This window comes from Gluconacetobacter asukensis, assembly GCF_014174375.1.
Taxonomy (GTDB): Bacteria; Pseudomonadota; Alphaproteobacteria; order Acetobacterales; family Acetobacteraceae; genus Gluconacetobacter; species Gluconacetobacter asukensis.
Genome location: NZ_JABEQE010000008.1, coordinates 127,018 through 142,090, shown reverse-complemented (window position 1 = coordinate 142,090; position 15,073 = coordinate 127,018). Strand labels below are relative to the sequence as shown.

The following is a 15,073-nucleotide window of genomic DNA, read 5'->3' as shown; positions in this document are numbered from 1 at the left end:
TTTGATCTATATTCCGATACGGATCAATGACGACATATTCCACGCCGTATCCTGGTTAAAGGCTTGAACGGTATGTTGGTGCGCATGTCTCGATCACCCGTTTTATTGTTCGGCCTGTCCTTCAGCTTGCTGTCGGCCGCAGAAATCGCCCAGCTTATCGCCGAGCATATCAGGACGCCGGAAGAACGGGTTGGGCTGGTGGTCACGCCCAATATCCAGCATATCGCCCTGATGCAGACGAGTAACGAATTTCGACAGATCTGCGAGCGGGCCGAGATTTTGACCTGCGATGGTTTCCCGCTTTACTATTACGGACGTTGCCGCGGTCTGAAATTGCCGGGCAGGGTGACGGGCCGGGAGATAACCGAAGACCTGATATCGATGCCTTCGACATTGAAGAAACATCGTATTTTTGCCGTCGTAGATGGCGAACGGACAGGCCGGACTGTATCCGAGTGGGCGGGGGCGCACGGATTGGGGGAGGCCTTCGCTTATTATGTGCCGCCTGTCGGCTTTGAAGACGATGTGGTCGAATCGCGACATCTGGCGCAACGGATCGGGGATCATGGAACGACTCTGCTCTTCATGGGGGTCGGTGCTCCGCGCAGCGAACTCTTTGTCGGCAGGTATGAGGATGACCTGCCGCCCTGCTGGGCCTTGTGCATCGGGCAGTCTCTGATCGTCGCCCTGGGACTATTGCCCAAGCCTCCGATTATCGTCCAGCGTCTGAACCTGGAATGGTTCTGGCGGATTGTGCTGGAGCCCCGGCGTTTGGCAAAACGATATGTCTGGGCACTCTTCGAGTTCTTGATTACAATGTTCAAGGATCTTCTACGCTTTGGCTGATATATCCGAGCTCCAGGCGGAAGCATCATACCTCGCGGCGCGCATTTCGGCGTCACGTGCCCGAAGGACCGCATCGTTTCTGCGTGGCGGACTGCCGATACAGCGGAAGCGCGTCGTCATCGTCGGGGCCGGCGCCGATGGCGAGAAAGTGGCGGAGTGGCTCCGTCAGGCTCCGGATCGTTATGAGATTCTGGGAATCTTCGACGATCGGACCCGGGAACTGAATGAGGCTAAGCCGTCGGCGCAGTATCGGGGGAATCTCGACGATTTGCTGACTTTCTGTCGGCGGACTCTGCCCGACATCATTATTCTGTCCATATTTTCCCTGAGTCGGGAGCGGTTCCTGGGTATTTTTCAAAAGATACGGGTCCTGCCCGTCGATATTGATATCGCATTAAAAAAAGCGGGTTCCGATGATGAGAGGGCGTCGCCGGAAGCTGAATTTTCCATGTTTCTTATAGAAAAGCAGCCTCTATCCGGATTGGATTATGTTGTAAAATTTCTAGAAGATAGAGTTCTATCGATTTTGCTTCTTTTGATTTTGTCTCCCATTTTTGCAATTATTGCTATTCTGATCAAATGCGACAGCAAGGGGCCGATTTTCTTCGAACAGATGCGTTACGGGTTCAATTCGAATCCTATTCCGGTTCTCAAATTCCGCACGATGTATACGAACCTGTCGGATCCCACAGGCGTGCAGCAGACGGTCCGGGACGATCCACGTGTTACGCGGGTTGGCCGCTATCTGCGCCGCTATTCCTTGGATGAACTCCCCCAGTTATGGAATGTGCTGGCAGGGCAGATGTCGATTGTCGGTCCGCGCGCGCATGTCGCCTCTATGCGAGTGGGGGAGGGTATATATGAAGATTTGGTCAAGAACTATTTGATTCGACATAAGTTGAACCCGGGAATTACCGGACTTGCGCAGGTTAGGGGTTGCCGTGGTGAGGTAAGGACATTAAGAGATGCAAGAAGAAGATTGAGCTATGATATTTTTTATATAAATAATTGGTCTTTATTTCTCGATTTAAAAATAATTATGGAAACGATCTATATTGTCTTTTTTAAAAATGACGATACTTATTGATTTGAAATGAGGCCGGACGACTCTTTTGTCGTTGTGGCCTGCTGTCGGGCATTGCAGGATTTGTCGGGATTGAACTCCCAACGGGTGGAGGTCCGGGCGGGAATCGAACCCACATACGCGGATTTGCAGTCCGCTGCATCACCATTCTGCCACCGGACCCGACATGGTGCGTTGGCTATATCCACGCTCTTGCGGCGTTGGTCAAGCCGTTGTGTGCAGGGGGCCTGCTAGGCAGATGGCGCGCGGGGACATAAAACGGGCTCAGGCTAGGGAACCGCCCCAGGGAACCACCGATGATGGGGCCCGTGCCGTGGGTTACGTTGCGAAGGGAACGCCATGAACCAGTCCGCGCCTGGAGATGCCATCCTCGATTACGATGCCGCGCGGCAGCGGATGGTGGATGCCCAGATCCGCCCCGTGCAGATCAATGATCCGCGAATCGTCGCCGCCATGCGCGTGCTGCCGCGCGAATCCTGTGTCCCGGCTTCGCTGCGGGCCATCGCCTATGCCGACCAGAGCCTGGAGCTGGGCCACGGCCGGGTGCTGACCGAGCCGCGCATTGCCGGTCGCATGGTCCAGATCGCGGAGCCTGTGGCTGGACAGCGCGCGCTGGTGGTGGGGGCGGGGACCGGATACATCGCGGCCCTGCTGGCGCGTCTGGGCCTGAAGGTCGTGGCGCTGGAATCGGATTTGGCCCTGAGCGCGATCGGCAAGGCATTCTGTGCTGCCGAGGCGCCGGACGTGGTGTGGCGGGACGGCAAGCTGGCGGCGGGCGCGGCGGGCGATTCGCCGTTCGACCTGATCCTGATCGACGGCGCCGTGCGCGCGGTGCCGCCGGCCCTGGTAGATCAGCTTGCACCGCATGGCAGGATTGTCTGTGTGATCTGGCCCGAAGGTGGCGTGGCGGCGGCCAGCATCGGGGAAGCCTCCGCGACCGGGCTGGCGACGCGGCCTGTGTTCGATGTCGCGCTACCGCTGCTGCCCGAACTGGAACCGGCGCCGGCCTTTGCGTTCTGAAGCCTGACACCGTTTGATATATTCTTTACCTGGAAATGCGATACCGAACCCCGGGTAGCATTTCCGGGGAGAGACGAATGAAGCGCGGGTGCGGAATTGGGGCTGGGATGGCTGCCCTGTTGTGCAGTTCGGCCGCGTGGGCGCAGCGCTATGACGGCAGCGGGTCGCCGACCTTCGTCCCCCATACGTTGCAGGAGGCGTTGGCTGCGGCCTACCTGACCAACCCAACCTTGCAGAAGGAGCGCGCGACCCTGCGCGCGACTGACGAGCAGGTGCCCACCGCGCTGGCCGGCTGGCGGCCCACCGTGACCAGCAGTGCCGGCATGACTTATTTTTCCGGCGTCAGCACTATGGCGGCGCAGAACGGCTATGCCGGTTACAGCCGCAAATATGATGTCCCCGGCTATACGGCCGGGGTCACGATCTCGCAGCCGCTCTATTCCGGCGGGCGGACCACGGCCAGCACCCATAAGGCGGTCAATGCCGTGATGGCCGAGCGGGCGCAGTTGATCGCGACCGAACAGCAGGTCTTCAGCGACGTGGTCAGCGCCTATGTCGGCGTGATCGAGAACGAGCAATTGCTGCAGCTCAACATCAATAACGAAAAAGTGCTGCAGGAACAGCTGCGTGCGACCTCGGAGCGATTCCGGGTCGGCGAGATTACAAGGACCGATGTGGCCCAGGCCGAGGCCGCGCTGGCCAGCGCCCGTGCCTCCCGCCAGGAGGCCGAAGGCACGTTGCAGACGGCCCAGGCGACCTATGCCCAGGTCATCGGCATGTCGCCGCCGCCCAATCTGGTGCCGCCGCAGCCGCTGGTGCTGCCGGCGCGTTCGCAGAACGAGGCGATCGCCCAGGCGGTGCAGAACAATCCGAACGTCATCGGCGCCCTGTTTACCGAGGCATCGCAGAAGGATGCGGTCGGCGTGGCCATGGCCGCGATCATGCCCCAGATCTCGGCCGAGGCGAGCTACGAGCACGGGCTCAACCAGAGCAGCGGCCGCTCTCTGATGGATGACAAATATGCGACGGTGAATGTTCAGTTCCCGCTCTATCAGGGCGGGTCGGAATATGCGGCCGTGCGGCAGGCGCGTCAGCAGGTATCCGAGGCGCATCGCGCGGTGGATATCGCGCGCCGTGCGGCGATGCAGCTTGCCTCGTCGAACTGGCAGCAGCTGGTGGCCTATACGGCGGCGATCAAGAGCAACCGGATCGCCATTGAATCGAACATCGTCGCCCTGGACGGTGTCGAACGTCAGGCGATCGTCGGCACCAGTACGACGCTGGAAGTGTTGCAGCAGCAGCAGACCCTGCTTCAGGCACAGGTGGCGCTGGTGCAGAGCCTGAGCAATCTTGTGACCGCATCCTATGGGGTGGCGGCCGCCATCGGCCGGCTGACGGCGCAGGATCTGAAGCTGGATGTGCCGCGCTATGACGAGACCGCCTATTACAAGGCGGTCAAGGACCGGCTATGGGGAATAAGCGATCAGGCGGAGAACCAGCCGGGGCGTTGACGTCATTCCGGCCTCTGCCGGGCAACGGTGACCAGGGGGCGAAATGACCAGGACGGTGTGCCGAAGCATGGTCTTGCTGGTACTCGTGATGCCGGCGGCCCCGGATGCGGTTGCCGCGCGGCCCGCCCATCGCCCCTTCGATACCAATATCTATGTCGCCATTCCGTCGCAGGCTGCCGCGCCGGCTTCATCGTCCGTCACGACCACGATGCTGCCGGATGGTGGGGGAGAGCGGCTGGATGTCGTGGGCAAACGGACGGCTTACGCAGCGGCTCCGGTGCCCGATTATCAGGTCCGCAAGCCGGCCGGGGACGATGATTTCGGCATTCCGCTCGGCCCGCTGGGGAAATTCCGTCTGGGTGGTGACCCCGACCCGCATCATGACCCGGTGACGGGGACCTATCTGGCGCCGTTCGGCGAGGCGTATGAGGGATCGAGCCCCCTGATGACCCGCTGACGCCATTCCCGCCTGCGCGGCGTTTCTTTCGGGACGAAGTTCGCTATAAGCGGCGGACCGGAGGGGGTGGCCCTGTCCGGGCCATCTTCCTTCATGCTCAGGTCTGGTTTTGCGATGCTGAACAAGTCTTTCTCGCCCGGCGAGATCGAACCCGCCCTCTATGCGGAATGGGAGCGCGAAGGTGCGTTCTCGGCCGCGCCGGGCAGCAGCGCGCAGCCTTATACGATCATGATCCCGCCGCCGAACGTCACCGGCACGCTGCATGTGGGCCATGCGCTGACCATGACGTTGCAGGACACGCTGATCCGCTGGCGGCGGATGCAGGGCCGCGACACGCTGTGGCAGCCGGGCACCGACCATGCCGGCATCGCCACCCAGATGGTGGTGGAGCGCACCTTGCAGAAGGAAGGCACCAGCCGGCAGGCGCTGGGGCGCGAGGCCTTCGAACAGCGTGTGTGGCAGTGGAAGGGTGAATCCGGCGGCGGCATTACGACCCAGCTTCGCCGCCTGGGCGCCTCGCTCGACTGGCCGCGCGAGCGCTTCACCATGGATGAGGGCCTGTCCAAGGCGGTGCTGGAGGTGTTCGTCACCCTGTATCGCGAGGGGCTGATCTATCGTGACCGGCGGCTGGTGAACTGGGACCCGGCCTTCCGCTCGGCGATTTCGGACCTCGAGGTCGATAACCGCGAGGTGCAGGGCAGCCTTTGGTATATCCGCTATCCGGTTGCCGACGATGCGGAAGGGCGGACCATTACGGTTGCGACCACGCGCCCCGAGACGCTGCTGGGTGACATGGCGGTGGCCGTGCATCCGGAGGATGAACGCTATACCGACCTGATTGGCCGGTCGGTCGTCCTGCCGCTGACCGGGCGGCGGATTCCCATCGTGGCCGACAGCTATTCCGACCCCGAGAAGGGCAGCGGCGCGGTGAAGATCACGCCCGCGCATGATTTCAACGATTTCGAGGTCGGGCGCCGGCACAGCCTGGCGATGCCCAGCGTGCTGGATGAAGACGCGCGGGTGACGCTGGCCGAGATTACCGACGATCTGCACGCGGTGGAGGGGCTGGCGGACCCGGCCTTCACGCGCGGGCTCGAAGGCCTGGGGCGTGACGAGGCGCGCAAGGCGGTGGTGGCCGAACTGGAGCGGCTGGGCTGGCTGGAGAAGATCGAGCCGCACCGCAACCAGGTGCCGCATGCCGAGCGCAGCGGCGCGGTGGTCGAGCCGCGCCTGACCACGCAGTGGTATTGCGATGCCGCGACCCTGGCCGGCCCCGCCATTGCGGCGGTGGAGACGGGGCAGGTGCGTTTTGTGCCGCAGCAGTGGGAGAACACGTTCTTCGCCTGGATGCGCGATATCCAGCCCTGGTGCATCAGCCGCCAGCTCTGGTGGGGGCATCGCATTCCGGCCTGGTACGGGCCGGACGGGCATGTCTTCGTGGCGCATGACGAGGCCCAGGCCCAGGCCGAGGCCCGGGCGCATTACGGGCGGGACGAGGTGCTGACCCGCGACGAGGACGTGCTGGATACGTGGTTCTCGTCCGCGCTGTGGCCGTTCTCGACGCTTGGCTGGCCGGAGAAGACGGCGGACCTGGCACGCTACTACCCGACCGACGTGCTGGTGACGGGCTTCGACATCATCTTCTTCTGGGTGGCCCGGATGATGATGATGGGCCTGCATTTCATGAAGGATGTGCCGTTCCGCACTGTCTTCATCCACGGGCTGGTGCGCGACGAGCGCGGCCAGAAAATGTCAAAGAGCAAGGGCAACGGCATCGATCCGCTCGACATGATCGAGCAGTACGGTGCCGACGCCATGCGCTTTACCGTGTGTGCGCTGACCGGGCTGGGGCGTGACGTCAAGCTGGGCCAGAAGCGGATCGAGGAATACCGGTCGTTCGTGACCAAGATCTGGAATGCCGCGCGCTTCTGCGAAATGAATGGCGTGGCCCCGGTTGCGGATTTCCGGCCCGAGAGCGTGACCTCGCCGCTGGGCCGCTGGCTGCTGGACGAGGCCGCGCGTGCGGCGGCCGATGCCGATGCGGCGCTCGAGGCCTATCGTTTCGACGAATATGCCGCTGTTTGTTATCGGTTCGTCTGGAACTGCTTCTGCGACTGGTTCCTGGAATTCGCCAAGCCGATCTTTACCGGTTCGGATGAGGCCCTGGCGGCCGAAATCCGGGCGGTGGCGGCGCATGTGCTGGGGCTGATCCTGCGGCTGTTGCAGCCGGTGATGCCCTTTGTGACCGACGAATTGTGGGTGCAGTTCGGCTTCGGCGCGCGTGGCAGCCTGATGACGGCGCCGTGGCCGGTGCCCGCGCGCCCGGCGGATGCGGCTGAAGCGGTGGCGGAACTGGACTGGGTGATCCGCTTCATCTCCGCGATCCGGACCGTGCGGGCGGAAATGAACGTGCCGCCCTCGCGCCTGGCGCTGGTGCTGCTGCGCGATGCCGATGCCCGGACCGTCGAGCGGGCGACCCGCTGGGTGGAGGCGATCGGCCGCATGGCGCGCGTATCGGCGGTCGAGCCGCTGACCGGCGAGATGCCGCGTGGTGCCGCCCAGCTTGTGGTGGACGAGGCGACGCTGGTGATTCCGCTGGCGGGCATCATCGATCTGGACCAGGAGCGGCAGCGGCTGGAGAAGGAGCGCGGCCGGCTGGATGGGGAGATCGTGAAGGTCGAGCGCAAGCTGGGCAACGCGGATTTCGTCGCCCGCGCCAAGCCTGAGGTTGTCGAGGAAAATCGCGAGCGGCTGGCGCAGTTCCGGGACGAGCGCGTGCGTGTGGAGGCGGCGCTGGGATACCTCGCCTGAGGCTAATCGAAAGACGCGTCGGATTGGCGTCCGGCGTGCATGTTTGGTCAGGCTTTGAGGGTGGTCACGTTCCCTCCATCACGATCGCTTCTCTTTCAATCCCTATCGGGGCATCACATCTTCGAACGGTGCGGTGCGAATCCGCAGCAGGAGAGATGAGATGACGAACGGAACGACGGGGCGTGACCCATCCTGGCAGACCGCCTATCTGGCGGGTGGCTGCTTCTGGTGTACCGAAGCCGCCTTGCGCGAACTGGCGGGGATCGAGGACGTGACGCCCGGCTATGCCGGCGGTGATGTCCCGAACCCGAGCTATGAGCAGGTATGCACCGGCCGGACCGGTCATGCCGAACTTGTCCGCGTGACGTTTGACCCGAACGTGCTGTCCTATGCCGATCTGTTGCGGATCTTCTTCACGATTCACGATCCGACGACCCTGAACCGGCAGGGGGAGGATGTCGGCACGCAATATCGCTCGGTCATCTTCTACGCGACGCCGGAGCAGGAGCGGGTGGCGCGTGAGGTGCGGGACGAGATCACGGCGGCGCAAGTGTGGCCCGATCCGATCGTGACCGAGATCCAGAAGCTGACGCAGTTCTACGAGGCCGAGGCCTATCACCACGATTATTTCGCCAAGCACCCGGAGCGCGGTTATTGCGCGGCGGTGATCGCGCCCAAGGTGGCGAAGGTGCGGCGGGTTTTCTACGACCGGCTGGCGCTGGCCCGGCAGTAACGGCGGGTCATTCAGTCTCGTCGTCCAGAAAGAGCTGGTCCGCTTCCTCGTCGTAATCGAACAGTTCGGCGTAGCGGGCCCAGCCGATCAGGGTTTGCAGGGTCTGTTTGGCATAGTCGGGGGACATGCTGTCTTCCAGTTCCTCGCGGAACCGCTGGGCGCTGGCGCGGTGGTTCGGCCGTTCGTCCAGCACGGAGCGGATCACACGCACCAGCGGGACGTTGTGCAGCAGGCTGTGCCAGAGGATCTGCCGCCGTTCGTCGTGGCTGCTCTGGACGAAGCGGGCGCCTTCGGCCGTCAGCAGGATGTCGCCATCCTCCAGTTCGGCGAATTCCAGCAATTGGAGCGATTCGCCCAGCGGGAACAGATCGTCCAGCGCCAGTTGCAGGCGCGAGGCGAGGAGCGGCAGGTCGGCGCGCCCGTCCAGCGGATCGGCGGCCAGGGTTTCCATCATGCCGACCATCGTATTCATCGGCAGTTCGGGCAGGGCGACCTGGATCGGTGCCGTGGCCTGCGGCGCGGCCTCGCCGACGGGGAGTTCGGCCTCGGATACGATCGGTGCCCGGCGGGTCATCAGGGCGTAGATCTGGTCGACCAGTTGACGGAAGGCCGGGTCCTCGCGGTTGCGGGGGTGGGCGAAGGGAACGGCGAGTTCGTGCGCCACGCGGCCCGGATTGGAGGAAAAGACCAGGATGCGGTCGCACATCAGCACCGCTTCCTCGATATTGTGGGTGACCAGCAGCATGGATTTGACCGGCAGCTTGCGCTCGGCCCACAGCTCGATCAGGTCGGTGCGGAGGTTTTCCGCCGTCAGCACGTCCAGCGCCGAGAAGGGCTCGTCCATCAGCAGCAGGTCGGGCTGGACCACCAGCGCCCGCGCCAGCCCCACGCGCTGGCGCATGCCGCCCGACAATTCCTTGGGATAGGCGTTTTCGTAGCCGCCCAGGCCGATCAGGTCGATCGCATCCTCGGCCAGACGGTCGCGCTCGGCGGCGGCGATGCCCTTGGCCTCCAGCCCCAGTTCCACATTCTTCTGCACGCTCAGCCAGGGGAACAGGGCGAAGGACTGGAATACCATCGCAATGCCGGGCACCGGTCCCGAGACCGGGTTGCCCTTCCACAGGATGCTGCCCTCGGTGGGGGGCAGCAGGCCGGCCACGATGCGCAGCAGCGTCGATTTGCCCGACCCCGACCGGCCCAGAAGGCCGACGATCTCGCCCGAGCGCAGGGTCAGGTTCACGTCGTCCAGCACCACCAGGTCGGCGGCGCCGCCCTTGTGATAGGCCTGGCGGCAGCCGGTGACGCGGATCAGCTCTTCCTGATCTTCGATCTGGGAGGAAGGCGAGAGGGTCATGGCGCGGTCCCGAACGGTGATCAGACGAAGGCGAAGTGGCGGCGGGCGTAATCGGCCAGCGGGCGCCACACCGCGCGATTGAACAGCAGAACGAACGCCGCCATGACCGTCATGCCCAGCCCGACATGGGCGGTGTCGCCGGCGACCGTGGCGCGGGCGATATAGGCCCCCAGCCCGTGGGCGGCCAGATGGTCGTCGCCCCAGCTTGCGACTTCGGCGGCGATGGCGGCGTTCCACGCGCCGCCGGAGGCGGTGATGGCCCCGGTGATGTAATGCGGCAGAATGCCCGGCAGGGCGACCCGCAGCCACCAGAGCGGGCCGCGCACCTGCAGGCTGCGCGCGACCTCCAGCAGGTCGGCGGGAAAGGAGGACGCGGCGGCCACGACGTTGAACAGGATATACCACTGCGTGCCCAGGATCATCAGCGGGGTCAGCCAGATATCGCTGCTGAGACGGAAATGGACGATCAGCACGACGAAGATCGGGAAGAAGAGATTGGCCGGGAATGCGGCCATGAACTGGGCGACGAACTGCGTGCGTCGGGCGCGCACCGGATCGAGCCCCAGCCAGATGCCCGCCGGTACCCAGACCAGCGAGGCCAGCAGCACCATGGCGACCACCCGCAGCAGCGTCAGCCCGCCCAGCCCGACGACATGCAGCAGTTCGGGCAGCGAGAAGGTGGCGCGCGCGTAGATCCATACCTGCCACAGGGCAAGCAGGCTCAGCCCGGCCAGCAGGACGCTCCATCCCAGATCGAGCAGGCGGGACGGCAGGGCGATACCGCGCCGTGCCTCGTGCGGGCGGCGGCCGAGGGGCAGGCCGCCGATGGCGGTCAGGCCCTCGCCGATGGTATCGGTGATACGGCGCAGCAGGGCCGTGCGGCGCAGCAGCACCAGCATCCAGGGATCGGAGGCCGGCGCGGCATCGGACGACGCTGTGCCGAAGCGCGCGGACCAGGCGACCAGCGGCCGGAAGAACAGTTGGTCATAGGCCAGGATCACCACCAGCATCGTCAGGATGGCGTAGAGAACCGCCCACAGATTGCGCTGCGCGATGGCGGTGCCGACATAGGAGCCGATGCCGGGGAGCAGGATGTCAGTGTTCCCGACCGTGATCGTCTCGGAATAGACCACCATGAACCAGCCGCCGGACATCGAGACCATGGCGTTCCACACCAGGCCTGGCACGGCGAAGGGCACATCCAACCGCCAGAATTTCTGCCATGCCGTCAGGCCGAAGCCGCGCGCGACCTCTTCCAGGTCCGGCGGCACGGCGCGCAGCGACTGGTACATGCTGAAGGCCATGTTCCAGGCCTGGCTGGTGAAGATGGTGAAGATCGCCGCCAGTTCCGCCCCCAGGATGCGCCCCGGGAACAGGCCCATGAAGAAGACGACCGTGAAGGTGAGGAACCCCAGGATCGGCACCGATTGCAGCACGTCCAGCACCGGCACCAGGATCAGCGCGGCGCGGCGGCTCTTGGCGGCCCAGACCGCATAGGTGAAGGTGAACAGCAGCGACGCGCCAAGGGCCGCGAACATGCGCATGGTCGTGCGCACCGCGTAGCCGGGCAGCCAGGCGGGATCGAGATGGATCACGGCGGCATTCGGCGCCGTGATGGGCGCCAGCATGTGGCGCCCGGCCGTGGCCAGCAGCACGGCCAGCCCCAGCATGCACAGCAGGGCGGCCAGATCGAACAGGTTGGGCCGGCTGTCGCGGGATAAAAAGGCGGGAAGCCAACGCGCCGTCATGACCCTCTTTCCTGTCTGCCCAATGCCTCCGGCCCGTCAGGCGGTGCCGGTGCTGCCGAAGCCGCCGGACGCGCGGGCGGTTTCGTCCAGGTTCTCGGCCTCCTGCCACGCGACGCGGACCACCGGGGCCAGCACGGCCTGGGCAATACGCATGCCGCGCGTGATCGCCAGCGGCGCGTCACCCGTGTTGAGCAGGATGATGCCGATTTCCCCGCGATAATCCTCGTCGATCGTGCCGGGCGTGTTGGGCAGGGTGATGCCGTGCTTCAGCGCCAGGCCGGAGCGGGGGCGGATCTGCAATTCATAACCGGGGGGTAGGGCGACGCACAGGCCGGTGGGCACCAGCATGCGGGCGCCGGGTGCCAGTTCGACCGGTTCCTTTACCGCCGCCAGCAGGTCCATGCCGGCGGCGCCCGCGGTGGCGTAGCCGGGCAGCGGCAGGTCGGCCGCGTGGGGCAGGCGGCGGACGGCGACGGAAACGATGGGGGCGGTCATGAAATACTCCGGCCAGAAGAGAAATCGGGGGTGAAGAAGGTGGCGATGCGGTCGGCCAGATGGGTGGCCACGTCCTGCTTGCCCATGCGGGGCCACTGTTCGGCGCCCTCGCCGGTGATCAGGACGATCTCGTTTTCCATGCCGCCCATGATGCCGGTTTCCGGCCGTACGTCATTGGCGACGATCCAGTCGCAGCCCTTGGCCAGCCGCTTGGCCGCCGCGTGCTGCGCGACCGTGTCGGTTTCGGCGGCAAAGCCGATCACCAGTGCCGGGCGGTTGGCGCCGGGGGCGGACAGTTCGGCCAGGATATCGGGGTTGGGGACCAGCGTGAGTGCCGGGGGCGGGGCGCCGGCCGTCTTCTTGATCTTGCTGGTCGCTTCCGCCGCCACGTGCCAGTCGGCGACGGCGGCGGCGCAGACGGCGATGTCGCAGGGCAGGGCATCGCGGCAGGCGGCCAGCATCTGCCTGGCTGTTTCGACCCGGCGCAGGGTGATACCCTTGGGCGGGGGCAGGTCGACCGGCCCGCTGACCAGCGTGACCCGCGCGCCGAGGGCGGCGAGCGCCTGGGCGACCTCGTAGCCCTGGCGGCCGGAGGACCGGTTGGCGAGGTAGCGCACCGGGTCGATCGGCTCGTGGGTCGGGCCGGCGGTGACCAGCGCGTGGCGGCCGGCGAGCGGGCCGGTGGCGGGGACGACGGGGGCCGGGCCGGGGAGGTGGTGGAAAATCGCCTCGGCGATCACGGGCGGTTCGGCCAGGCGGCCGGGGCCGGTCTCGTTGCAGGCCATCAGCCCGATTTCGGGGCCGACCACCATGACGCCGCGCGCGCGCAGGGTGGCCAGATTGGCCTGGGTGGCGGGGTGGTCCCACATGCGTACATTCATCGCGGGGGCGATCAGGACCGGCTTGTCGGTGGCCAGCAGCAGCGTGCTGGCCAGGTCGTCGGCCAGTCCGGCGGCCATGCGGGCCATGATGTCGGCCGTGGCCGGGCAGACCACCAGCAGGTCGCCGGACCGCGAGAGCGCGATATGGCCCATCTCGTTCTCGTCGGTCAGCGAGAACAGGTCCTCATACACTTTCTCGCCGGTCAGGGCCTGGAGGCTGAGCGGGGTGACGAACTGTTTGCCTGCCGCCGTCAGCACCGTGCGGACACGCAGGCCTGCGCCCGTGAGCAGGCGGATGAGTTCGAGCGTCTTGTAGGCGGCGATTCCCCCGCAGACGATCAGCAGGACCGTGCGGCCGCCGACCGGGGCAGGGGCGGCTTGCATCGTCAGATCCGCCAGCCGGAATGGATGGCCGCGATGCCGCCCGAGAGGTTGCGGACCGTCACATGCTCCAGCCCCGCGTTGCGCATCATGGTGGCCAGGGTCTCCTGGTCGGGGAACATGCGGATGCTCTCGGCCAGATACTGGTAGCTCTCGCGGTCGCCGGCGATGGCCGCGCCCATGCGGGGCAGCACATGGAACGACCAGGCGTCATAGATCGGCGACAGGGCCGCGATCTGCACGCGGGAGAATTCGAGGCACAGGAAGCGCCCGCCCGGGCGCAGCACGCGCCGTGCCTCGCGCAGGACGGCGTCCTTGTCGGTGCAGTTGCGCAGGCCGAAGGCGATCGTGACCCGGTCGACCGAGCGGTCGGGGAGGGGAATGGCCTCGGCATCCATCACCGCGAAATTCAGGCTGGAAATCAGCCCGCGCTCCAGCGCCCGCCCGCGCCCGACGGACAGCATGCTGGCATTGATGTCGGACAGGATGGCCCGGCCGCCGCCGGCGCGCAGCCAGCCGAACGAGATGTCGCCCGTGCCGCCCGCCAGGTCCAGCAGCGTGAGGTCCGGATGGGCGCCCAGCTCGGTCACGAAGATTTTCTTCCAGGCCCGGTGGATGCCCAGCGACATCACGTCGTTCATGATGTCGTAGCGGGTGGCGACACTGTCGAACACGGCGCGCACCATGGGCTTCTTCTCGGCCAGGGGCACGTCGCGGAAGCCGAAATCGGTCGTCTCCGCGCCGGAGGGGGGGGCGACGGCGGCGGCGTCGATGGCGGAGGGCGTGGTATTGTCGGTCATGGTTCAGGGATATAACCTCAGATCCACTCATGCCGGAACTCCCTGAAGTCGAAACAGTGATGCGTGGGATGCGGTTGCATCTCGACGGGAAGACGATCGCCCGGGTGGCGGTGCGTCGGGACGGCATGCGCACGCCCTTTCCGGCCGACCTGGCCAGCCGGCTGGAAGGCGCGCGGATCAGCGGTTTTGCCCGCCGTGGGAAATATATCCTGATGCGGCTGAACCGGGGTGAGACCATGCTGCTGCATCTGGGCATGTCCGGGCGGGTGCTGCTGTCGCGGCCCGGCCAGGCGCCGAAGCCCGACCGGCACGAGCATCTGTCGTTCGAAACCACGGACGGCACGCATTTCGGCCTGATCGACCCCAGGCGCTTCGGTACCGTGGACCTGATGCCCACGGTGGACGAGGAAAAACACCGTCTGCTGGCCCGACTCGGGCCCGAGCCGCTGGGGAACGGATTTTCGCAGGACTGGCTGCATCATGCCCTGGCGCGGCGGCGGACCTCGATCAAGGCGGCGCTGATGGACCAGTCGGTGGTGGCGGGGATTGGTAACATCTACGCGTCCGAGGCCCTGTTCCGTGCCGCGATCCATCCGGCCCGGATGGCCTGCGGGCTGGATGGGCCCGAGGAGGCGCGCCTGGTCGAGGCGATCCGCGCGGTGCTGGAGGAAGCGATCGCGGCCGGTGGATCAAGCCTGCGCGACTATGCCCAGCCGGATGGGGAATTGGGCTATTTCCAGCATGCCTGGCGTGTCTATGGCCGTGCGGGGCAGGGGTGCCCGGATTGCCCCGGTGGCAAGGCCTGCGGCGGCGTGGTGCGGATCGAGCAGGCGGGGCGCTCGACCTTCTTCTGCCCTCTGCGCCAGGTCCTTCCGGCCGGTGCGCCGACGGTGGCCGGATGATCGGCATGGCGGTATTTCCAGCCGTGCGGAAGAGTTGTCTTGACGGGGGT

General features: G+C 65.5%; 13 protein-coding genes and 1 tRNA gene. 8 read left to right on the top strand and 6 right to left on the bottom strand.

The window, feature by feature from the left end; genetic code table 11:
* The first annotated feature begins 72 nt into the window (after positions 1 to 72).
* Positions 73 to 846, top strand: a complete 774-nt coding sequence (locus HLH35_RS10950) for a WecB/TagA/CpsF family glycosyltransferase (RefSeq protein WP_182979166.1) — start codon at positions 73 to 75, stop codon at positions 844 to 846.
* Complete coding sequence (locus HLH35_RS10945; protein ID WP_182979165.1) at positions 839 to 1,933, top strand: exopolysaccharide biosynthesis polyprenyl glycosylphosphotransferase; 1,095 nt, start codon at positions 839 to 841, stop codon at positions 1,931 to 1,933. The genes HLH35_RS10950 and HLH35_RS10945 overlap by 8 nt, the downstream gene beginning before the upstream one ends.
* A gap of 85 nt (positions 1,934 to 2,018) precedes the next feature.
* Here the strand turns inward: HLH35_RS10945 and HLH35_RS10940 are convergent.
* Positions 2,019 to 2,092, bottom strand: a tRNA-Cys gene (locus HLH35_RS10940).
* A 177-nt stretch (positions 2,093 to 2,269) separates the two neighbouring features.
* Here HLH35_RS10940 and HLH35_RS10935 point away from each other — a divergent pair.
* The 5 genes from HLH35_RS10935 to msrA all read left to right on the top strand — a co-directional run bounded on the left by HLH35_RS10935 (position 2,270) and on the right by msrA (position 8,462).
* Entirely contained in the window at positions 2,270 to 2,950 is a 681-nt protein-coding gene (locus tag HLH35_RS10935) for a protein-L-isoaspartate O-methyltransferase family protein (protein WP_182979164.1), read from the top strand.
* A gap of 77 nt (positions 2,951 to 3,027) precedes the next feature.
* Positions 3,028 to 4,461, top strand: coding sequence for a TolC family outer membrane protein (locus HLH35_RS10930; protein WP_182979163.1), 1,434 nt, complete (start codon positions 3,028 to 3,030; stop codon positions 4,459 to 4,461).
* 73 nt (positions 4,462 to 4,534) lie between these two features.
* Positions 4,535 to 4,918, top strand: coding sequence for a hypothetical protein (locus HLH35_RS10925; protein ID WP_182979162.1), 384 nt, complete (start codon positions 4,535 to 4,537; stop codon positions 4,916 to 4,918).
* Positions 4,919 to 5,032: 114 nt separating this feature from the next.
* Positions 5,033 to 7,729, top strand: coding sequence for a valine--tRNA ligase (locus tag HLH35_RS10920; RefSeq protein ID WP_182979161.1), 2,697 nt, complete (start codon positions 5,033 to 5,035; stop codon positions 7,727 to 7,729).
* A 160-nt stretch (positions 7,730 to 7,889) separates the two neighbouring features.
* Positions 7,890 to 8,462 carry a peptide-methionine (S)-S-oxide reductase MsrA gene (gene msrA, locus HLH35_RS10915; RefSeq protein ID WP_182979160.1) on the top strand — a complete coding sequence of 191 codons (573 nt, stop codon included), beginning with the start codon at positions 7,890 to 7,892 and terminating at the stop codon, positions 8,460 to 8,462.
* A gap of 7 nt (positions 8,463 to 8,469) precedes the next feature.
* Here the strand turns inward: msrA and HLH35_RS10910 are convergent, their stop codons facing one another.
* Genes HLH35_RS10910 through HLH35_RS10890 form a run of 5 tightly spaced genes read right to left on the bottom strand, consistent with a single transcriptional unit; the run spans position 8,470 to position 14,121 of the window.
* Positions 8,470 to 9,816 (bottom strand): ABC transporter ATP-binding protein, encoded by a 1,347-nt coding sequence (locus tag HLH35_RS10910; protein ID WP_182979159.1) that lies wholly within the window; start codon positions 9,814 to 9,816, stop codon positions 8,470 to 8,472.
* 20 nt (positions 9,817 to 9,836) lie between these two features.
* Complete coding sequence (locus HLH35_RS10905; protein WP_182979158.1) at positions 9,837 to 11,564, bottom strand: ABC transporter permease; 1,728 nt, start codon at positions 11,562 to 11,564, stop codon at positions 9,837 to 9,839.
* Positions 11,565 to 11,600: 36 nt separating this feature from the next.
* Positions 11,601 to 12,059: a dUTP diphosphatase gene (dut, locus tag HLH35_RS10900; protein ID WP_182979157.1), complete on the bottom strand. Its 459-nt coding sequence runs from the start codon at positions 12,057 to 12,059 to the stop codon at positions 11,601 to 11,603.
* The gene (gene coaBC / locus HLH35_RS10895; RefSeq protein WP_182979156.1) at positions 12,056 to 13,324 is read right to left on the bottom strand and encodes a bifunctional phosphopantothenoylcysteine decarboxylase/phosphopantothenate--cysteine ligase CoaBC; all 1,269 of its coding nucleotides are present in this window, start codon (positions 13,322 to 13,324) and stop codon (positions 12,056 to 12,058) included. Before coaBC ends, dut begins: the two co-directional genes overlap by 4 nt.
* 2 nt (positions 13,325 to 13,326) lie before the next feature.
* Complete coding sequence (locus tag HLH35_RS10890; protein ID WP_182979155.1) at positions 13,327 to 14,121, bottom strand: class I SAM-dependent methyltransferase; 795 nt, start codon at positions 14,119 to 14,121, stop codon at positions 13,327 to 13,329.
* Positions 14,122 to 14,150: 29 nt separating this feature from the next.
* On the opposite strand from HLH35_RS10890, the gene mutM reads away from it, so the two are divergent.
* Positions 14,151 to 15,023 (top strand): bifunctional DNA-formamidopyrimidine glycosylase/DNA-(apurinic or apyrimidinic site) lyase, encoded by an 873-nt coding sequence (gene mutM / locus HLH35_RS10885; protein ID WP_182979154.1) that lies wholly within the window; start codon positions 14,151 to 14,153, stop codon positions 15,021 to 15,023.
* The last annotated feature ends 50 nt before the right edge of the window (positions 15,024 to 15,073 follow it).